Below are 19,325 nucleotides of genomic sequence, written 5' to 3' on the forward strand. Positions count from 1 at the left end.
TTGACAAAGAAGAGCATTCCGGCCAATGTAAAGCCCCCTTTACATGGACGGTTCAACCATGACCCACAAACGTTTCTTCCTCGAACTGCTTCTCGCGCTGGTCGGCTATGCCGCTGCCGTTCTGATCAGCGGCCAGTCGCTGGCGGGCACGGAACCGGGCGCCGGCCGGGTCTTCCTCGCCCTGCTGCCGGTGCCACCGATGGTCGCCCTGGCGCTGGTGGTGATCCGTTACCTGCGGCGCCTCGACGAAATGGCCCGGCGCATCCATCTCGAAGCCCTCGCCCTGGCCTTCGTCGGCACCGCCCTGCTCACCTTCACCTACGGTTTCCTCGAAACCACCGGCTTTCCGAAACTCTCGATGTTCTTCGTCTGGCCCCTGATGGGCGCGTTCTGGGTCATCGGCTGCGTCCTGGGACTGAGGCGCTACGCATGAGGAACCGCGTTCGCGAGTTGCGCGCGGAGCGCGGCTGGTCACAGGCGGAGCTGGCCGGAAAGCTGGAGGTATCGCGGCAGACGGTGAACGCCATCGAAACCGGCCGCTACGATCCAAGCCTGCCCTTGGCGTTCAAGCTCGCCCGGGTGTTCGGACTGGCCATAGAAGCGATCTTCGACGACCGGGAAGGCCAGCTGGACTGAGTCCGGTCCCGCTTCCGAAAACTTCCGGGGCGCCCCTGGCGACCCCGGCGGCAAGCCCCCCTTACCCTGTACCAAATGGCAGTTGCCGCATTTCCCCTCGGGGCTAGCCTTGGACCAGGCCTATCGCCAGCCTTCCCCCTGGTCCCCGCTCGATACGCTGAAAAACCACGGATAACGTCTTTTCCACCGGCAAGACAGGAGTCTCAGCCATGTCGAAAGATTCTGTTCTTGGCTTATTCAGGCAACACGCAGATACCCATCCCGAACGCCCCGCCCTCGTCGATCGCGAGCGCTCGTTCAGCTACCGCGAACTCGACCGGCTCAGCGACCGGCTGGCCGCCCACCTGGCCAGGCGCGGCGTCGCCCGGGGCGAGCGGCTGCCCCTGCTGGCCGAACGCTCGGCCGAACTGGTCATCGCCATCCTGGCGGCCGCCAAGTGCGCAGCGGCCTACGTACCGGTGGACCGTCGGCAACCCGACAGGCGCAAGCAGGAAATCCTCCGCCAGTGCCAGGCCCCCGTGGCCCTCGCCACCCAGGCCGAGGACCTCCCGGGGCAACCGGTGGAGGTCATCGCACAGGTGCTCGCGACGAGCGCGGCGGGTGCCGCGCCGAGGCCGGCGCTCGACGGCAGCGAAGCGCTGTATGTGATCTTCACCTCGGGCACCACCGGCGAACCCAAGGGCGTGGTGATCGAGAGCCGCTCCCTGAGCAACCTCGTGGACTGGCACAACCGGCGCTTCGAGATGGACCAACGGAGCCGCACCACCCTGATGGCCGGCGTCGGCTTCGACGTTTGCCAATGGGAAATCTGGTCCACCCTGTGTGCAGGCGCCTGCCTCCACCTGGTGCCCGACGAGGTGCGCCCGGACCCGGCGGCGCTGCTGGCATTCTTCGCCGAGCAGCGGATCAGCCATGCCTTCGCGCCTACCGTGATGGTCCCTGCGCTGGTGGAGCAACCCGCTCCGCCGTCGCTGGCGCTGCGCTACCTGTTCTGCGCCGGGGAAAAACTGCCGCCGGTCGCAACCGGCGGGCTGCCCTATACCGTGGTGGATTACTACGGCCCGACCGAAGCCACGGTCTTCGCCACCTGCCGCATCGTCGACGCCGAAGCTCATCGGCGGCCCGCCTCGATCGGCACGCCCATCGACGGTTGCGAGGCATTCATTCTCGACGCCGACGACCGGCCTTGCCATGGCGACCGGCCCGGCGAGCTGAACCTGGCGGGCGTCTGCCTGGCGCGCGAATACCTGCGCGACCCGGACATGACCGCCAGGCGCTTCCACTACTCGCAGGCACTGCGGCGCCGGCTCTATCGCACCGGCGACAAGGCCCGCTGGCTGGCCGACGGCAGCCTGCAGTTCCTCGGTCGGCTGGACGACCAGGTGAAGATCCGCGGCCACCGCGTCGAACTCGGCGACATCGAAGCCGCGCTGCTGCGCCAGCCGGCGATCCATGGCGCGGTGGTGCTGGCGCATGCCGACCCACGCTGCGGTAGCCAGCAATTGAGCGCCTTCGTGGTCCCCCGCCAGCGGGGCGGCGATGCCAGGGCCGTGCTCGCCGCCATCAAGACCGCCCTGCGCCAGGAACTGCCCGACTACATGCTGCCCAGCCGCTATTTGTCGCTGGACAGCCTGCCGACCACGGTCAACGGCAAGATCGACCGCCAGGCCCTGCGTCGACGCCTGGAGGAACAATGCCAGGAACGACTCGACGAGCAACGCTTCGGCACCCCCGGCGAACTGCAAGTGGCCCTGGCCTGGCAGGAAGTGCTGGGGCATACCGACTTCGGCCTGGACGACAGCTTCTTCGAGGTCGGCGGCCATTCCCTGCTGGCCGCCGCCCTGGTGCGCGAACTGAGCCGACGCTTCGGCAGCCGTGCCTACATCCACGACATCTACCGCACCCCGAGCGTGCGCCAACTGGCGGCCAGCCTGGCGCGGCGCGCCGGCGAAGCGCCGCCGGCGCTGGACAGCGAACCGGCCCAGGAGCTGCAACGGGACGTGCGCCTGCCCGCCGACGTGGATTTCAGTCGGCCCATGGACGCCGCCCAGTTGCTCGCGCCACGGCACATCCTGCTCACCGGCGCCAGCGGGCTGATGGGCGCCCACCTGCTCGCCGAGCTGCTGGCCAGCCGCGAGGCCGACCTGCATTGTCCGGTCCGTGCGCAAAACGACGCCCACGCCCTCGAACGCCTGCGCCAGGCCGCCCGGCAGCACCGCATCGAACTCGCCGAGTCGGACTGGCGACGGGTCAGGGCCTACGCCGCCGACCTCGCCGAACCAGGCTTCGGACTACCGGCGGAAACCTACCGCGAGCTGGCCGGCAGCGTCGACCAGGTCTTCCATTCCGCCAGCGCGGTGAACTTCATCCAGCCGTACAGCTACATGAAGCGCGACAACGTCGAGGGGCTCGGCCAGGTCCTGCGCTTCTGCGCCAGCGGCCGCTGCAAGCCGCTGATGCTGCTGTCGAGCATCTCGGTGTACAGCTGGGGCCACCTGCATACCGGCAAGCGCCTGATGCGCGAGGACGACGACATCGACCAGAACCTGCCGGCGGTGGTCACCGACATGGGCTACGTGCGCAGCAAATGGGTGATGGAAAAGATCGCCGACCTCGCCGCCGAACGCGGCCTGCCGCTGATGACCTTCCGCCTCGGCTACGCCACCTGCCACAGCCGTACCGGCGCCTACGCCGACTACCAGTGGTGGAGCCGGCTGGCGCGGACCTGCCTGGAGTACCGGGCCGTGCCGCTCCTGCGCGAGCTGCGCGAGGGCCTGACCACGGTGGACTACATGGTAGAGGCGATCAGCGTCATCGCCCGCCAGCCTTCGGCGCTGGGCAAGAAATTCAACCTGGTGCCGAGCATTCCGCGCTGCCTGACCCTGGACGAGTTCTTCGGCCGTCTCGGGCGACGCGCCGGGCGTCCCCTTCGGCAGATGCCGTTCGACGACTGGGTAAGTCTCTGGGAAGACAATCGCGACGCCCCGCTCTATCCCCTGCTGAGCATGTTCCGCGACAACATGTACGCCGGCCGCAGCACCGTCGAGTTGTACCAGGACACCTATCTCTGGGACTGCACCAACGTCGAGGAACACCTGCGCGGGAGCGCCGTGCGCGAGCCGGAGTTCGACGACCGCCTGCTCGACCTGTACCTCGCCGGCCTGGGCGGCAGCGCCATGCGGTAACGAGGTCGCCGCGGCGGTTACGCAGCGGGACGCGCTTGGGTATCCTGTCCGCTTTATCGCCCGGAGAACCTCATGCACAACGTTCTGATCGTCGGCGCCTCGCGCGGCATCGGCCTGGGACTGGCGGATGCCTTCCTGCAACGCGGCGCACAGGTATTCGCCGTCGCCCGGCGACCGCAAGGCTCTCCCGGGCTACAGGCACTGGCGGAGCGGGCCGGGGAGCGCTTGCAAGCGGTGACCGGCGACCTCAACCAACACGATTGCGCCGAACGCATTGGCGAGATGCTGGGCGAGCGGCGGATCGATCGCCTGATCGTCAACGCCGGCATCTACGGCCCGCAGCAACAGGATGTGGCGGAAATCGACGCCGAGCAGACCGCCCAGCTATTCCTGACCAACGCCATCGCGCCGCTGCGCCTGGCCAGGGCACTGTCCGGCCGGGTTAGCCGGGGTGGCGTGGTGGCGTTCATGAGTTCGCAGATGGCCAGCCTGGCGCTGGGCCTGTCGGCCACGATGCCGCTCTACGGCGCCAGCAAGGCGGCGCTGAACAGCCTGGTACGCAGCTGGGAGGGCGAGTTCGAGGAGTTGCCGTTCAGCCTGTTGCTCCTGCATCCCGGCTGGGTGCGTACCGAAATGGGCGGCGACAGCGCGCCGCTGAGCGTCGAGGAAAGCGCCGCCGGACTGGTCGCGGCGGTGGAGGATGCCGCGGGCGTGAATGCCTGTCGCTTCGTCGATTATCGGAACCAGCCGCTGCCCTGGTGAAGCGGGCCGATCCGTCAGGGCATCCGGCAATAGCCCTCGGCCGCATACCTGATGAGGTCGGCATCGCGCTTGATGCCGAGCTTCTTCATGGCACTGACCTTCTGCGTACTGATGGTCTGCACGCTGCGATGCGAGCGCTCGGCGATTTCGGTGATGGTCAGTCCGGAGCCGAACAGACGGACGATTTCCGCCTCCCGGGGCGTCAGCCGTTCGTTGTGCGAGGAAAGCACCTGGTTGACGAAGATGTCCCTGATCGACGGCGAGAAATACTGGTTTCGCGAATAGGCCGCGCTCACCGCCGCCAGCAGGTGACTGGTCGAGTCGGACTTGCTGAGGATGCAATTGATACCCTGCTTGAGAATGGCCCGGATAAGGCCCGGATTGTTCAGCATGGTAAAGACGACCAATTGCAGATGCGGATAACGTCGCCGCAGCAATGACAACAATGCCAGTCCATCGCCATATTTCCCGCCCGGCATCGTATAGTCGACGATAACGACATCGCAGTCGCCTTCGTCGAGCCGACCGATCAACTCGGTAGAATTGGAAACTTGACCGAGCATCTCCAAAGAACCGCACTGACTCAGTTCGTAGGAAATACCCAGCGAAATGGCGGGATGATCATCCGCAACCATTACGCGAATGCGATGTAGGGACATCCTTGCGTCTCCTTAAGCGGTACACGGCAGGCGAAAGCGTTACCAGGAAACCTGTGGTCTCGGTCATGCCTGCCGCAGGCAGGCGGCCGCCGCTCGGCCGGCAAGGAGGAAAGCGCGGTCCGGAATCCGCCGACGCCACTGCCCCGGTTCAAAGTGAACATGTGTATTTTCTAGTGAAACCGACGATATTTAATATAGTAAAACTACTATTTTTTCGCCTCGCAAACTAACAACAAAGACACTTGAAACAGCCCCCGAAAAACGTCTACGTAGACACTTATGAAAAACGATGAAATACGAAACGGACAACCCAGAGCAGCAAAAAGTTTGAAAAAAGAGTTCCGCGACAAGCTGAAACTATCGCCTGGAAAATAGCGTTCGTTTATTTGCGCGAAATCCTACCGAGGAAACTTGCATATCCCTCAGAAAGCCTTCGCCCATACGCAATATCGGTATTCCGTGTGCGGGAATGGCATGTGCGCACGAGACCCAGGACGAGCAGCGGAGCGATATGCAGAGCGCCTTCGGCGATCTGCAACCACTGGAGGTGAGGGGCCGAGCCTTCGCGAGGGCTGGCGCGAAAGCGGCCGACGGCGCTTCCCGAGGCGGGGCGGGAAACGCCGGGGAAAGAACGGCGGCGCCGCTCAGGGGAAGGTAAACGTGAACTCGGCGGCGCCGTCGGCGACCCCGGCCTTCAATTCGCCCTCCGCGCCGATACGGATGTAGGCGGCACTCAGCGGGAGGTCGGCGCTGTCGCCGACACGCCGCATCGGGTAGGGCGTGCCGTCGAAACGTATCCGCTGCTGGTCCAGGCCGTTCTTCACGACGATGCCGAACCCCGCCGCGCCGCCGCTCTTCAAGCTGAGGATCGTCGGGTCCGCTTGCTGCGCCGAGACATACTTGTCGCGGAAAGCGATTTCCGGCTTGGCCAGCGCCGCACACTCGCTGAGAGAAATATCGAAGGAACGCTCCGTGGAGGTGTCGTTGACCCGCGGGAAGTTCTTCAACGCGACGCTACCCAGTTTGACGTTGATTTCCCGTCCCACCTCGACCTTGCATTTCTTCGGGATCGGCGGCGGCGGGGGACCGCCGCCGATCCCGATGGAGGCCGGGCCGATCAGCGAATAGGGCTTTCGGCAAACCCCGGTGGGGTAGTTGTCCGCAGGCACCGCCAGGACGCTGCCGATGGACGCTTCGCCCTTCAGCCTGTCCACCGCCCAGAGATTCAGGGTGGCGCTGCCGGATACGCTGGTTACCTTCAGGTCGCCGGCAGGCAACTCGCCGGGGTCGACCGTCAGGACCAGTTCCTGTAGGTAGTCGCTGGTCGTGCTTCCGGAAAAGCTCGTGACTCGCTTGTCCAGCGCATGGGGCTGGTTGTCGACCGGAATCACCCGCTTGACGCCGTCCTGGGCATCCACCGAGATCCGATAGCCGATGCCTTTGACGTCGGACGCCACCGTGCCGTAGGGCCCCGGATAGCCCACCCCGGACCAGTTCCCCCCGATGACCAGCTCATGCGCCTCCTGGGAAGCCTGGGGCTTGTAGTTCAGGAACAGGCTCACCGGCCTGGCGAACAGCACCGTGCCTTTCGCCGTGCCGCTGGTCAGCTCGTTCACCACACGCCAGGGCAAGCCTTTGCCATTGTCGAACGAGCAGTTCAGGGCGACCTCGTTCAGGGCCCAGGCCTGGCCGCCGGTCAGGCAGCAGAGGCCGAGAACGAGCGCCTGCCGAGCCTGCGCGCCAGGCCGGCGGCGCAGGGAAACGCGGCCGGGAAATAACCTCATGCTCATGGAACTCTCCAAGATTGCGCCTGCGGAAGAGGGCCACACTCCAGGCGAGAGCGGCCCCGGCCGGGAAGGGAGGTCCGCCAGGGACCTCCCCTGCCGGCCTTACCAGATGTTGCCGTAGTCGATACCGGCAGGCGGCAGGAGCGCCGCCTCGCCGATCACGTAGTTGCCGCCCAGGACCCCATGGTTCTCGCCGACCTGCGCACCGTAGATCTGGCCGTAATGGGACTGAGGCTTGAAGTCGATCTTGCCGCTGACGCCGGAGTACTCGATCGATCCCAGGTTGACGCCGGCCAGCCCGCCCATGGAGACGTAGTAGTCGCCACTGACGGTGCCTTCCGACATGGACGAAACGATGCGTCCCTGGATCTGGTTCTCGCCGACCAGGCCGCCGATGCGGCTGCGCCCGCTGCCGTTGACGGTACTGCTGCTGCGCGCCGACAGGATCGAACCGGCGTTGCTGCCGACCAGGCCGCCAACCGACGCACTCGCAGCGGCGCTGACCCTGCCGCTGGCATCCACGTTGACCAGTTCGCCGCCGTTGTGGCCGACGAGCCCGCCCACCAGACTGTTGAACCCGCCGCTCACGTCGCCGCGCGAGATCGCATGGGCGACGGAACCGCCGAGGTTGTGTCCAATCAGCCCGCCGACGCGACTGTTGCTGCCGCCGCTGACCTTGCCCGTCGCCTCGGCGGTCTCGATGGCGCTCTGGCTATTGTTGCCGACCAGCCCGCCCAGATCCGCGCCGCCCTGGTCCGTGACGCTGCCGCTGGCTTTCAGGTTTCCGAGCATGCCGTTGCCTTCTGCCTTGCCGATCAGCCCGCCGGTCGCCAGGCCGCCCTTGCTGTACACCGACCCGCTCGCCTGCGAGCGGAATATCTCGCCGCCGGAACTCAGGCCGACCAGCCCGCCGGTATTCCCCGCGCCGCCGGCCTCCACCTGGCCGCTGGCGCTACTATCGGAGACGTGGCCGAACATGTTGTAGCCGACCAGGCCGCCGACGTTCAGGCCGGGCCGGTAGGTCTCGACCTTCCCCTGGCTGCCGGACGCCCTGATCGTGGCCTTCGCATTCAGTCCGACCAGGCCGCCGACGCCGCCCAGGCTGTTGCGCTCGGTGGACTGTGCAGCCACATGGACGTTGCTGTGGGCGTTCTCGATGACCGCCTCCGGCCCCCAGGCGGTGGTGAAGTTCTCCCCCACCAGACCTCCGACCGCCGTGCTCGCCGCATAAGCGGTGACGCCGCCGCTGACGGATGCGTTCGTGATCTGCCCGTTGATATTGCGCCCGACCAGGCCGCCCAGTGCGTTGGAGCGCAGTCGGCTGCCGACGACCGAGACCCCGCTGGCGCTGACGTTGGCGATACGCCCGCTGTTGATCCCGACCAGGGCGCCGAGCGAAGACGGACCGGAGCCGTAGGTGTTATCGGATACCCGCAGGTTGTTCAGTTTCAGGTTGCTCAGGGTGCCCGAGGAGCGGGCGAACAGCCCGACATTCGGCCCGGTGTTGCTGATCGAGAGATTGCCGATGCTGTTGCCGAGACCGTCCAGGGTGCCGCTGAAGACGCCGGCGGGCCCGCCGATGGACTGCAGTGCCGTGCAGTAATAGCTGCCGCCCAGGATATTGCCGCCGAGCACGTACAGGCCGTCCAGGTTCTTGTTGATCGCCTGCAACTGCGCCAGGTTCTGCACCACCGTGTAGTAATAGCCGCCGGAGACGTAGGTCGCGTTGGCCCCGGCCAGGGAGACCGACGCCGTGCCGTTCACCCGGTGGCCTTCGCCGGCATCCATGGCCAGCGCGCTGCCAGCCCCGCCGAGAACGATCTTGTCATTGATATCGATAGCGCCTTCGGCCTTCAGCTCCAGCCCAGCCTTGGCGCCACTGGCATTCAGCCTGCCATTCAGCGTCAGGTCGGCCGCGGAGCCCAGCCCCAGCCGGTTGCCCGATGCCCAGCTCACCGAGCCGTCGAGGTCCAGGTCGCCCTTGGTCGAAACCAGTTCGATATTGGTGCTCGCCAGGTTCCGCGACAGGGTGTCGGCATGAACGGTGACGCCATCCGACACCGCCGATGGGCGCACGTCGATCTTGTCGGCGGCAATCTTCCAGGTGCCGTTGAGGCCATTGCTGGCGAGCGTGTTCACCTGGGTGCCCAGGGCCACCTCCACCGCCTGCCCCCGGACCTCGACCGTGCCGCCGTGCCCCGGTCCGTTCAGCGCATTGGCGGACAAGGCGCCTCCCACCATGACCTTGCCGTCCGGGCCGCCATCGAGCACGATCCGCCCGTTCTTGCCGCGCAGCGAACGGGCCTCGATGGCACCCTGGGAGTTCACCACCGTGTTGAGCAGCGCATTGGCGGTCCTGGCCGCCATCAGGACTCGCCCCCCGTCGGCCTTGAGCAGGCCGCCGTTGCTTGCCAGCGCATTGGCGACCCCGGCGTCGACGCGGATGTCGAGCAGCTTGTTGCCGTCGAAATTCAGCGTCAGGTCGCTGCCCGCGCCGAGCCCGACACCGCCCATCTGCGCCAGGACCGTCCCGCGGTTGTCGACCTGCGCGCCCAGCAGGGCGATGCTGCCGCCTTCCGCCGCGGTGATGGCGCCCCCGTGGTTGAGGACACCGTTGGTAGAGGGACCCGTGAAACGGTATCTGGAGGAGTTGCCGTTGAACTCGGCATCCGTGATGTCCAGCGTGGAAGCCACCAGGCCGCCGACATTGACCTGGGCGCCGCGACCGAAGAGCACGCCGTTGGGGTTGACCAGGAAGACCTGGCCGTTGGCATCGATCCGACCCTGGATATCGCTGGCCTTGGTGCCGATCACCCGATTCAGGGCGATCGAGCTACTGCTCGGCTGGTTGAAGATCACCCGCTCGCCGGCGGCAACGCTGAAGGAATCCCAGTTGGCGATCAGCTTGTCGACCTTCTGGTTGACCGACAGGCTGTTGCCGCCCGACAGGTGTATCTCCCCGTTCGCGCTCCCGCCGACCACCGTTCCCCCGCTTGGCAGCGCATAGGCCGGAGCCAGGGCCGTGGCGCCCAGCAGGGCCAGGGCGGAGGCGATCGCCGCCTTGGCGCCGGCGGGCTTGCCGCGCCTGCGACTGCCTTCGCTGACGACGTTCCAGCAGCCCTGGGATACGTTCCAGACCAGTGCATAGCATTTGTTCATGTGCTTCCTTCCTCCAGTGAAACCCCGCGACCTATTCGCAGGGCCGTGCTACGGCAGGAGCCCAACTCCCCGGGCCCTGCCGAACTCCTACGGGTATCTCTCTGCCGGCGCGTCGCCGCGCTCGATCTGGCCGTCATCCCCCACCGCATCGAAATGGACCCGCGCCGCCTCGCCGGGCACGGCCGGCAGACTCAACGGGGTAAGGGCGAAAGGCGGCAGGGTGAGGCTGCCGAGGGACATGGCGAGGTCGCCCTCGCCCAGCTCCAGGCGCACCAGGGAAACGTGATAGGGACTGCGGTTGTCCGCCTCCAGCAGCGCCCGCTGCCCCGGCCGTACCGCCGGACGCAGGCGCCAGACGACCTGGCGCGCGGCGGATCGCGGATCGCCGGCCAGACCCTGCGGACGGAACAGGAGCTTCATCCGCAGGCGGTAGCTCACCAGCAGCAGGTTGCCGCTGCCGTCCTCCCGCCCCGGCACCTCCAGCAGGTTGACCCAGAACAGCGATTCCCGGTCGTCCGGCAGCGGCTCGCCGGTATGGCGAAGCTGGAGCGCCTGGGTCTCCTGCGGGTCCATGCGCAACAGCGGCGGCGACAGGATGAACGGCACCGTGACAGCGCTCGGGTCCGCCGTCTCGTCGCCGCGATCGAGCCAGGCCTGGACCAGGGCCGGGCGCGTCCCGACGTTACCGACGCGAATCGTCAGCGCGGAAACGCCCGCCGGATAGATGAAACGGGTCCCGATCACGGACAGCGAGGCGGAGGCATCGGCCACCAGCGCCACCAGCAGGACCCAGGCCGTGCCGCATCGTCCCAGGCCGACGCCGGTCACAGCGTGCGCTCCCGGTCGGCGGCCGACGCCGGGCGACATGCCAGTTGCAGGACGGGAGGCGTCGTCTCGCGCGGGCCCAGCGCATAGTCGACCAGGCACTGCTGCTGCGGCTCGTTGCCCCAGCGCACCCGAACCGAGCCGCGATCCTGCTCGACCCGCAGCACCAGGCGGCTGCCCTGGCCGACGGCGCCCACCGACTGCCCGCTGTGGGCATCGAGCACTTCCGCGGCGAACGGCAGGGGCTCGCCGCTGGGCATCCGGCTATCCACCAGCAAGGGCCTCGCTACCCGCGTCGGATAGTCGAGGCGCACCACCGCTCCGGCGGTGGGCGCCACGTTGCGCGAACTGGACCTCAGCTCGATCTCGTCGGCCATGCCGTTGGGGTCGAGGTCGACACTGTTCAACTGGTAGGGCAGCAGGTTGGGAATCACCGCATAGCCGTGGCGGTCGACCCGGCTTCCCGAGTAGCCGGCAGCCGCGCCCCTGGCGTTTGGCGCGTGGACCAGGCCGATCGTCTCGCCCAGGGTTTGTGCCGCGGTGATCCCGCCGCTGTGCGCGACCAGGCCGCCGGCGGCCTTGAGCGACAACTGCCGATAGCCCGGCCCCTGCGAGAGGCTGGAGCCGAGTTCGACCTGCGGCAGTCGATAGTCGAGGCTGGCGCTCTTCGAGGTCTGCCGGCTGTCGCGGTCATGGGAGGCCGACAGCGAGTAGGAGGCCTCGCCACGCTTGCCCAGCATGCCGGAAACCCCGCTGGTGAGCTGGGTTCCGCTGTTGCTGTCGCGGGTCAGGTAGCTGCTCAGGGTCGGCGACCCGCGTCCCGCGCCGCCCAGCGGAATGGACAGGTTCAGGCTGAACAGCGTGCTGGTCTCGCCGCGCTTGTCACCGCTGGAAAAGCCTTCGTAGTGGCTGCGCAGGCGTTGCGCGGAAATGGAGTAACTGACGTCGCGCCACTGGTTGCTGTAGCCGACGGAGAAGTTGACCGCCCGCCCGCCGCCGCTCCAGTAGCGCTGCGAGGAGCCGTTCAGGTACAGGTTGCCGCCGTTGCCCAGTTGCTGGCTGATGTTGGCGTCGAGACGGTTGCGCAAGCGCGAGAACGACTCCAGCGGCTCGCCTCGCTCTACCCGGTCCTGCATGAAGGCCGCGTCGCGCAGGCCGAGATAGCCACCGGTGGAGTAACGATAGGCGAGCAGCGAAAAGTTGGTGCCGGTGTTCGGCAGGTTCTTGCTGTAGGCGAGACGGTAGCTGGAGCCGCTAAGGCGGTCGTCGCCGGGAACCTCGGTACGCGCCAGCGTCACGTCACCGGAGAATCCGCCCACCGGCGTGTTCAGCGCCGCGCCCATCAACCCGGACATGTAGCTGCCGGTGAAGGCCCCGCCCGCGTATGCGGTGACGTCGTTGCCCAGGCCGCGCTGGTAGACGCCCTGCAGCATGTTCGGCCGACGCTCCAGGCTGGGATCGTTGAGCCGCCCGGCCGTCAGGCTGTAGCGCGTGGTCCCGGGGCGCAGCAGTTGTACGGTGGTGGCGAACGGCACGATGAAACTGCGGACTTCCCCGCTGGCTTCGGTCACCCGCACTTCCAGGTCCCCGCCATAGCTGGCGGTCTGCAGTTCGTCGAGAGCGAACGCCCCGGGTGCCACCGTGGTTTCGTAGATGAGGTAGCCGCGCTGGTAGACCGATACCCGCGCATTGGTACTGGCGGTCCCACGGACCACCGGAGCGTAGTAGCGCAGCGAATCCGGCAGCATCCGGTCATCGCTGGAAAGCTGCACGCCACGGAAGGACACCGCATCGAAGAACTCGCTGCTGGTGGAGTTTTCTCCCAGCAACAACTGCGCACGCCAGGCCGGCAGGTCGGTCTGCACATAGGTGGCGCTGCGCTGGTAGTGGCTGCCCATGCGGCGCGACCAGGTGGCCGTGCCGTTGTGGCGCAGGCGCGCCCGCCCGAAATTGAAGCCGGCGTTCATCCCGGCATAGCCGCTGGTGGCGCTCCTGCCGTGGTTTTCCCTGACGTGGAGATTGCTGTTGTAGTTGAGCAAGGCGGCGGAAATGCCGCTGTCCCAGCTCGCCGGATCGACATAGGTCTTCGACGAATCCAGGCTCAGGTAATAGCTGGGCACCGAGACATAGACCGACTGCTCGGCGATATCGAGCTTGACCCGGGCCCCCGGCACATAGCGCTCGAGCGGGTCGCAGTGCAAACCTTCGGGCAGAGGATCGCGAGCCGAGGAACGATCCTGGCCACGCGCGCTCTTCTCCAGGTCGATGCCCGCCCGCTCCAGCAGGCCCCGGTCGTAGCAGAAGACCGCGCTTTCCCGCCCCGGCTGGCGGCGCAGCTCGACTTCCTCAACACCGCGCCATCGGCTGTTGAGCAGCAGGTCGAGGCGATAGCGGCCTGGCTCGATGACGTCGCCGCGCTCGAAACGCGACGTATCGATCGAGCGTCCGCCCGGCCCCAGGGCCAGCATCTGCGCGTCGAAGACGATCCGCCGCGACGGTGCGTCCAACCCGCCGGCCGGTGACGCAACGGCCACCGCGGGCGCCTGCGGCTGTTTCGCCGGTGCTCCCGCCCTGGCCTCCTTCGCTTTCGCCCCGGCTACGCCGGCGGCGCCGACGGAGGACCAGGACTGGCAGGAGGACAGCGAAGGAAACAGTGCCAGCAGACAGGCGAATCGCAGGGAACGAACGGCGATCCCTCCCTGTATCGCCATTCGCAACAGGGCGACCTGCCCACCGTAAGCGGGAGCGGACAAGCACCTATGAAGAGAAACTTTGGGCATATGTAATCCCTGCAGCGATTTTAAAATCGCCACTCATATGTCGGGCCGTAAGTAAAAAGCGGGGAAACGGAGGGGTTATTTGCCGAGTGCCCTATCGAGGGTATTGCGGCCACCGTAATCGTTGATGACTTCGTATCTGACGGAAGCGGCTTCCATGTTCTTCGGATTTCCCTGCCAGTCGAACTCCTTCGTCGAGAATGGCGCGACCATTCCCTTTCCCACGGACATGACACGGCCATCGACAATCAATTCGACGCTGGCGAACGAAACGTAGTAAGGCGTCGGATTATTTACCTGTACTACGGTCTTTTTTCCTGCTCCCCCTGACTCCAGAAACTTCCATTGAAGTTTCCCGGCAGCCGAATCGACACTCTTCAACTGGCTGGGTCGAAAGAAGAGTTTGAAGCGCGAACGAAAGGAAAACTGCAATGCATTGTTTTCGTCTTCGTCCCTGGGCGGAACTTCCAGGATATTCAGCCAGAACAGCGATTCGCGATCCGTCGGCAACGGGGCCTTCAGGTAGGCGATGCGCAATACAGCGCCGCCATTGGGGTCCACTCGCGTCACGGCCGGCGTGACACTGAAGGGAACCTGCAGTTCCTCGGGGGGAACGTCCTGCCGGCCATCGTCGATCCAGGCTTGCGCCAGCACGGGAGTGCCGGAGGTATTGCTGACCCGCAAGGTGACCTCGCGCTCGCTGGCCGGAAAGACGACGCGAGTGCCCTGTGCGATCAGCCCGGCGTGAGCCGTTCCGACGCACAGGGCGATGGCCACGGCGCTTGCCGCCACGAAAGAATGAAAACGATGCATTAGCGGCGCCATGGCCTCACCTCTTCGTCCGTCGACCGCCGCTTACTCGTACGCCAGGAGGTAGCGGATATGGGACAGGCCGGTACCCGCGATCACGGTCTTCTCGGTGGACACATAGGAGGCCTTGTACTTCAGGGTCGCCGTGTTCTTGTCGATGATTGCCTTCTGCGGGGCGGCCTCGACCAAGCCCAGCGGGATCTTCGTGGTGTTGGCCGCCGAATTGTTGAAGATCTGGATCTGCACGCCCTTGGCTTTCGACGGCCCCATCAGCATCAGGTTGCCGCTGATACGGTCGACGTTGGTGACCGTATCGAAGGCGATGGAAACCTTCTTGTCATTGGTGCAGCCGGCACCGGAGAGGACCAGGTCGAACTCCTGGAAAGTGGAGTTGGTTCCGACGGCGGTGAAATGGGTCGGCGCCACGATACCCAGGTCGACGTTGGTGACGTTGCCCGCACCCGGCGCCTGACCGTTGATATCGCACGCGACGTCGGTGATGTTGCCCGAGAAGTTGACGATCCCATCGACCGCATGGGCCACGGGGGACATCAGCGCGAGAAGGGTGCCCGACGCAACGAGGGGCGCAAGAATTGCACGTTTGAACTTGTTCATCTGATTTCCTTTGGAGTTGTGGAACATCCTGGCTGCTCCCTGAAGAGCCGATGCAGTACGAACCGGCCAAGGTAGCCAAGCCTTTGCGCGCAACCGGGACGGCCGCCTAGAGCGCCTCCGACCATTACGCGACAGCCGAAGATTGCGCCCTGATAAACGCAGACCCAAATACTAGAAAGAAAGACAGGATTTAAAAATAATAATCATACGAAAACATATGTAGTCCATTTCCGATAACAGCCAATAGGTACATAAGAATAAATTCAGAAAATACTTATAGAAGAACAGGAACCCATTAACTAAAAAACAAAAAAAGAAGAAACGAAAACTCATCTAAGACTTCATCTTCGATAACTTTCCCTTCGCCGCTCCGTACTATTTCCGTGGCATATCGACCTATCAACCATCCGGTCGATATCGGGATACTCGAAGACAGGCCAGCATGGGTTTCCCACGACGAGGAGAACCCTATGTCCGCCCACTCGCATTCCGGATGGATCACCGTCGGCGCCCTGGCCGACGGCTTCGCCCCGGACAACCACGTCCTTCCCGCCTGCGGCGATCTCGCCGGGCTCGAACGGGTCCTGCACTTCGCCAACGGCTGGGTCATCGAACATGCCTTCGACTCGCAGCGCCTGCGCTGGCGCCTGGCCGACGGCAGTGCCAGCGGCGAGTCGGACTACCGCGCCAGTTCACTGCGGGAAAACCTTTACCTGGTGGATTTCCTCAAGCAGGAAAACGGCCGGCCGGTCTCGGTCAGCCTGGTGCTGGACTTCGACAACCAGGCGTTCACCGCGGTGCTCGGCCATCTGCCCGACCGCACGGCCTGCGAACAGGGCCTGTTCGCCCGGGCCCTGGCCGGCCGGGAACTGACCGGCGTGAAGGCCGAGTTCCTGCATGGCAGCCTCGACCGCCCGTGGCAGCCCGACGCCTGCCCGCACGTCCCCAGCGACGAGTTGGTCGGCTTGCGCAACCGCTACGTCTACAGCGCCAGCGAGGCCTACGAACACATCTACCTCAATCCCGCCTTCTACACCTGGCAATGCCTGCGCGGCGCCGAGCGAGGGCTGGCCGATACCGACCGCTGCCACTGCTACCGACTGGCCGAACGCCTGTACCTGTTCGTCTGGCGCGAGAAGATCGTGCCGACCCTCGGCGTGCTGCTGATCGACCTGGAAGCCGGGCGCACCGACGGCAAGATCTTCGGCTACCAGGACGACGACTTCGCCACCCCGGTTAACTTCCCGGTCGGCGCCCTGGCCCAGGTGCTCAACCAGACCCGCCACGACCTGTGAGGACGCCCATGGACACCACCTTCGGCCTCGACCTAGCCCGCGTCGAAGCGCTGTTCAAGCGCGAGCTGCGACGCTTCGACGAACTGCATCCGCGCTCCGCCCAGGCCTACCGGGAAAACCGCCGCCACTGGCTGTACGGCGCACCGTTGCACTGGATGCAACAGTGGCCGGGCAACTGCCCGCTGCTGGTGAAAGAGGCCCAGGGCGCGCGCGTCACCGACATCGACGGCCAGCAGTACGTCGACTTCGCCCTCGGCGATAGCGGCGCCATGTTCGGCCACGCCCAACCGGCGGTGGCCGACGCCATCGCCCGCCAGGCGCGGCGCGGCTCGACCCTGATGCTGCCGACCGAGGACAGCCTGTGGGTCGGCGCCGAACTGGCGCGGCGCTTCGGCCTGCCCTATTGGCAGGTGACCACCTCGGCCACCGACGCCAACCGTTTCGTCCTGCGCCTGTGCCGGATGCTCAGCGGACGCGACAAGGTGGTGGTGTTCAACTGCAACTACCACGGCAGCGTCGACGAATCGCAGGTGGAATTCGACGCCGCCGGGCGCATGGTTCCGCGCGCGGGCGTTCACCCCAATGGCGTACGCCACGCCACCACCACCCGCCTGGTGGAGTTCAACGACCTCGACGCGCTGGAGGCCGCCCTCGCCCATGGCGACGTCGCCGCGGTGCTCACCGAACCCTTCATGACCAACGTCGGCATGGTCCCGCCGGCCGAAGGCTTCCACGCCGGCCTGCGCGAACTGACCCGCCGCCACGACGTGGCGCTGATCATCGACGAGACCCACACGATCTCCTGCGGTCCCGCCGGCTATAGCGGCGCGCATGGCCTCGAGCCGGACTTCTTCGTCCTCGGCAAATGCATCGCCGGCGGCATTCCCAGCGCCGTCTGGGGATGCAGCCAGGCGCAGGCGGAGCGGATCTGGGCGGTACTGCCGCACTTCCGACCGGGGCAGGCGATCAACCATTTCGGCTTTGGCGGCACCCTGGCCGGCAACGCGCTGCAACTGGCGGCGATGCGCGCGACCTTCGCCGAAGTGATGACGGAGGACGCCTATCGGCACATGTTCCAGCTCGCCGCGCAGCTCGAGGCGGGCGTCCGCGCGACGCTCGAGGAACTGCGCCTGCCCTGGCACGTGACGCGCATCGGCGCGCGCGTCGAGTACCTGTTCATGACCCACGCCCCGCGCAACGGCGGCGAGGCCCACCACGCACGCAACGGCCTGATCGAGGCCTGCCTGCACCTCTACCTGCTCAACCGCGGCGTGCTCTTGACGCCATTCCACAACATGGCGCTGACCTGCCCGGCGACCCGCGCAGAGGACGTCGAACTGCACGACCGCCTGCTCCGCGATTGCCTGGGCGAACTGCTGGAGCGCCCATCGTGAGGCGCTTGGAGAACCGCGTCGCACTGGTCACCGGCGCCGGCCAGGGCATCGGCCGGGCCATCGCCGAATGCTTCGCCGCCGAAGGCGCCAGGGTTCTGCTGGCGACGCGTACCGCCAGCCGCGGCCAGGCCGTCCTGGAGGCGATCCGCCTGGGCGGAGGCACGGCCGAACTGCTGGCCGTCGACCTGAGCGAGCACGACGCCGCGAGACGAGCGGTGAGCGCGACCCTGGAGCGCTTCGGCCAGTTGGACATCCTCCTGCACAACGCCGCTGCCTTTCCCCAGTGCGCCCTCGCGGAACTGGACGAAGGCACCCTGGAACGGACCCTGGCGGTGAACCTGAAAAGCTGCTTCCGGCTGACCCAGGCCGCCCTTCCCGCCCTGCGCCGCAGCGTGGCCGGGCGCGTCCTGGTGACCTCCTCGGTGACCGGTCCGCGCACGGCGATCCCTGGGCTCTCGCACTATGCGGCGAGCAAGGCCGGGGTCAACGGTTTCATCCGCGCCGCCGCGCTGGAGCTGGCCGGCGACGGCATCACCGTCAACGGCGTCGAGCCCGGCCTGGTCGCGACTCCGGCGCTGGGCAGCCTCGGCGACGCCGCCGCGCTGGCCGCGCACATCCCCCTCGGGCGTGTCGGCCAGCCGCTGGACATCGCCCACGCCATGCTCTTCCTCGCCTCCGACGAGGCGAGCTACATCACCGGGCAGACCCTGGTTGTGGATGGCGGCGCGTTGCTGCCGGAAAACGGCGGGCTGGCCTGAAGCCGCTGGCGTTCGCCCTCTCCCTCAAAAGAGAACGCCTTCCGGCGTATCCGGCAAACACTTCCGCCGGCTCCGGTAGGGCGAATAACCGCTCGCGGTTATCCGCCAGGCGTGCTCCGGCATCTCGCTGAACCTCCCGGCAGGCCTCGATGCAGCCGCCCCCACAACTGGCGCTCGCCCTGTCCCACGGACAAGCGCCGGCCATTTGCCGGGCGATTATCGAAAGCCCCTGCAAAATGGATGAATAAGAATGACTCTCAGCAGGTTAGTATCGGAAATCCCCAACCGAGAGGATTCGCTTCATGTTCCGCTCCACCTCCCATGTCCGTACCGAATCGGCGGCACGCTACGTCAATCGCCTGTGCAAGCACTGGGGCCACAAGTTCGAAGTCGAACTCACTCCCGAGCGCGGCTTCATCGACTTCGGCGACTCCAACTGCGAGCTGCTCGCCCACCCCGACCATGTCCTGATGATTCTCAACAGCCCCGACGAGGACAGCCTCGCCCACATGCAGAACGTGGTCGCCGATCACCTGCAACGCATGGCCAACAGCGAAAGCCTGGAGATTGCCTGGCAGCCCGCCGAAAGCTGAACGCGCCGCCACCCGGCCGCCCTTCGCGGCCGGGCGCCGGGCGTCACGCGGGGCCATGGAAAGTGCAATT

General features: G+C 66.2%; 15 protein-coding genes. 8 read left to right on the forward strand and 7 right to left on the reverse strand.

What is annotated here, in order from left to right; translation table 11 throughout:
- Window positions 1-58 precede the first annotated feature (58 nt).
- The 4 genes from HMPREF1224_RS23035 to HMPREF1224_RS23050 all read left to right on the forward strand — a co-directional run bounded on the left by HMPREF1224_RS23035 (window position 59) and on the right by HMPREF1224_RS23050 (window position 4,583).
- Window positions 59-433, forward strand: coding sequence for a hypothetical protein (locus tag HMPREF1224_RS23035; RefSeq protein WP_003105252.1), 375 nt, complete (start codon window positions 59-61; stop codon window positions 431-433).
- Complete coding sequence (locus HMPREF1224_RS23040; RefSeq protein WP_003093358.1) at window positions 430-636, forward strand: helix-turn-helix transcriptional regulator; 207 nt, start codon at window positions 430-432, stop codon at window positions 634-636. Before HMPREF1224_RS23035 ends, HMPREF1224_RS23040 begins: the two co-directional genes overlap by 4 nt.
- A 209-nt stretch (window positions 637-845) precedes the next feature.
- Window positions 846-3,821, forward strand: coding sequence for a non-ribosomal peptide synthetase (locus HMPREF1224_RS23045; RefSeq protein WP_010793427.1), 2,976 nt, complete (start codon window positions 846-848; stop codon window positions 3,819-3,821).
- A gap of 72 nt (window positions 3,822-3,893) precedes the next feature.
- Window positions 3,894-4,583: an SDR family oxidoreductase gene (locus tag HMPREF1224_RS23050; RefSeq protein ID WP_003113039.1), complete on the forward strand. Its 690-nt coding sequence runs from the start codon at window positions 3,894-3,896 to the stop codon at window positions 4,581-4,583.
- A gap of 14 nt (window positions 4,584-4,597) precedes the next feature.
- Here HMPREF1224_RS23050 and HMPREF1224_RS23055 read toward each other — a convergent pair whose 3' ends face one another.
- The 7 genes from HMPREF1224_RS23055 to HMPREF1224_RS23085 all read right to left on the reverse strand — a co-directional run bounded on the left by HMPREF1224_RS23055 (window position 4,598) and on the right by HMPREF1224_RS23085 (window position 15,215).
- Window positions 4,598-5,242 (reverse strand): response regulator, encoded by a 645-nt coding sequence (locus tag HMPREF1224_RS23055; RefSeq protein WP_003093364.1) that lies wholly within the window; start codon window positions 5,240-5,242, stop codon window positions 4,598-4,600.
- A gap of 644 nt (window positions 5,243-5,886) precedes the next feature.
- Window positions 5,887-7,032, reverse strand: coding sequence for a fimbrial protein (locus tag HMPREF1224_RS23060; protein ID WP_003124054.1), 1,146 nt, complete (start codon window positions 7,030-7,032; stop codon window positions 5,887-5,889).
- 99 nt (window positions 7,033-7,131) lie between these two features.
- Window positions 7,132-10,188 carry a two-partner secretion domain-containing protein gene (locus tag HMPREF1224_RS23065; protein ID WP_010793428.1) on the reverse strand — a complete coding sequence of 1,019 codons (3,057 nt, stop codon included), beginning with the start codon at window positions 10,186-10,188 and terminating at the stop codon, window positions 7,132-7,134.
- 87 nt (window positions 10,189-10,275) lie between these two features.
- Window positions 10,276-11,016, reverse strand: a complete 741-nt coding sequence (locus HMPREF1224_RS23070; protein WP_010793429.1) for a fimbrial biogenesis chaperone — start codon at window positions 11,014-11,016, stop codon at window positions 10,276-10,278.
- Entirely contained in the window at window positions 11,013-13,547 is a 2,535-nt protein-coding gene (gene cupB3 / locus HMPREF1224_RS23075) for a fimbrial biogenesis outer membrane usher protein CupB3 (RefSeq protein ID WP_031628418.1), read from the reverse strand. The genes HMPREF1224_RS23070 and cupB3 overlap by 4 nt, the downstream gene beginning before the upstream one ends.
- A 321-nt stretch (window positions 13,548-13,868) precedes the next feature.
- Window positions 13,869-14,615, reverse strand: coding sequence for a molecular chaperone CupB2 (gene cupB2, locus HMPREF1224_RS23080; protein WP_003161710.1), 747 nt, complete (start codon window positions 14,613-14,615; stop codon window positions 13,869-13,871).
- A gap of 30 nt (window positions 14,616-14,645) precedes the next feature.
- Window positions 14,646-15,215, reverse strand: a complete 570-nt coding sequence (locus HMPREF1224_RS23085; protein ID WP_025982367.1) for a fimbrial protein — start codon at window positions 15,213-15,215, stop codon at window positions 14,646-14,648.
- A 470-nt stretch (window positions 15,216-15,685) separates the two neighbouring features.
- Here HMPREF1224_RS23085 and HMPREF1224_RS23090 point away from each other — a divergent pair, with 470 nt between their 5' ends.
- From HMPREF1224_RS23090 to HMPREF1224_RS23105, 4 genes are all read left to right on the forward strand, one after another.
- Window positions 15,686-16,510 carry a molybdenum cofactor biosynthesis F family protein gene (locus HMPREF1224_RS23090; protein WP_010793432.1) on the forward strand — a complete coding sequence of 275 codons (825 nt, stop codon included), beginning with the start codon at window positions 15,686-15,688 and terminating at the stop codon, window positions 16,508-16,510.
- Between the two features lie 8 nt (window positions 16,511-16,518).
- Window positions 16,519-17,904 carry an aspartate aminotransferase family protein gene (locus HMPREF1224_RS23095; RefSeq protein ID WP_003118214.1) on the forward strand — a complete coding sequence of 462 codons (1,386 nt, stop codon included), beginning with the start codon at window positions 16,519-16,521 and terminating at the stop codon, window positions 17,902-17,904.
- A complete protein-coding gene (locus HMPREF1224_RS23100) occupies window positions 17,901-18,662 on the forward strand; it encodes an SDR family oxidoreductase (protein WP_003104535.1) in 762 nt (253 codons plus the stop codon). The genes HMPREF1224_RS23095 and HMPREF1224_RS23100 overlap by 4 nt, the downstream gene beginning before the upstream one ends.
- A 302-nt stretch (window positions 18,663-18,964) precedes the next feature.
- Window positions 18,965-19,255, forward strand: coding sequence for a DUF2218 domain-containing protein (locus tag HMPREF1224_RS23105; protein ID WP_003093387.1), 291 nt, complete (start codon window positions 18,965-18,967; stop codon window positions 19,253-19,255).
- Window positions 19,256-19,325 lie beyond the last annotated feature (70 nt).

Origin of the sequence: Pseudomonas sp. P179, from assembly GCF_000478485.2 — a bacterium.
GTDB lineage: Bacteria > Pseudomonadota > Gammaproteobacteria > Pseudomonadales > Pseudomonadaceae > Pseudomonas > Pseudomonas aeruginosa.

What these genes read in the sequence shown, in the direction of transcription:
- HMPREF1224_RS23035 (WP_003105252.1), top strand. Translation starts at nt 59, where the DNA reads ATGACCCACAAACGTTTCTTCCTCGAACTGCTTCTCGCGCTGGTCGGC.
- HMPREF1224_RS23040 (WP_003093358.1), top strand. Translation starts at nt 430, where the DNA reads ATGAGGAACCGCGTTCGCGAGTTGCGCGCGGAGCGCGGCTGGTCACAG.
- HMPREF1224_RS23045 (WP_010793427.1), top strand. Translation starts at nt 846, where the DNA reads ATGTCGAAAGATTCTGTTCTTGGCTTATTCAGGCAACACGCAGATACC.
- HMPREF1224_RS23050 (WP_003113039.1), top strand. Translation starts at nt 3,894, where the DNA reads ATGCACAACGTTCTGATCGTCGGCGCCTCGCGCGGCATCGGCCTGGGA.
- HMPREF1224_RS23055 (WP_003093364.1), bottom strand. Translation starts at nt 5,242, where the DNA reads ATGTCCCTACATCGCATTCGCGTAATGGTTGCGGATGATCATCCCGCC.
- HMPREF1224_RS23060 (WP_003124054.1), bottom strand. Translation starts at nt 7,032, where the DNA reads ATGAGCATGAGGTTATTTCCCGGCCGCGTTTCCCTGCGCCGCCGGCCT.
- HMPREF1224_RS23065 (WP_010793428.1), bottom strand. Translation starts at nt 10,188, where the DNA reads ATGAACAAATGCTATGCACTGGTCTGGAACGTATCCCAGGGCTGCTGG.
- cupB2 (WP_003161710.1), bottom strand. Translation starts at nt 14,615, where the DNA reads ATGGCGCCGCTAATGCATCGTTTTCATTCTTTCGTGGCGGCAAGCGCC.
- HMPREF1224_RS23085 (WP_025982367.1), bottom strand. Translation starts at nt 15,215, where the DNA reads ATGAACAAGTTCAAACGTGCAATTCTTGCGCCCCTCGTTGCGTCGGGC.
- HMPREF1224_RS23090 (WP_010793432.1), top strand. Translation starts at nt 15,686, where the DNA reads ATGTCCGCCCACTCGCATTCCGGATGGATCACCGTCGGCGCCCTGGCC.
- HMPREF1224_RS23095 (WP_003118214.1), top strand. Translation starts at nt 16,519, where the DNA reads ATGGACACCACCTTCGGCCTCGACCTAGCCCGCGTCGAAGCGCTGTTC.
- HMPREF1224_RS23105 (WP_003093387.1), top strand. Translation starts at nt 18,965, where the DNA reads ATGTTCCGCTCCACCTCCCATGTCCGTACCGAATCGGCGGCACGCTAC.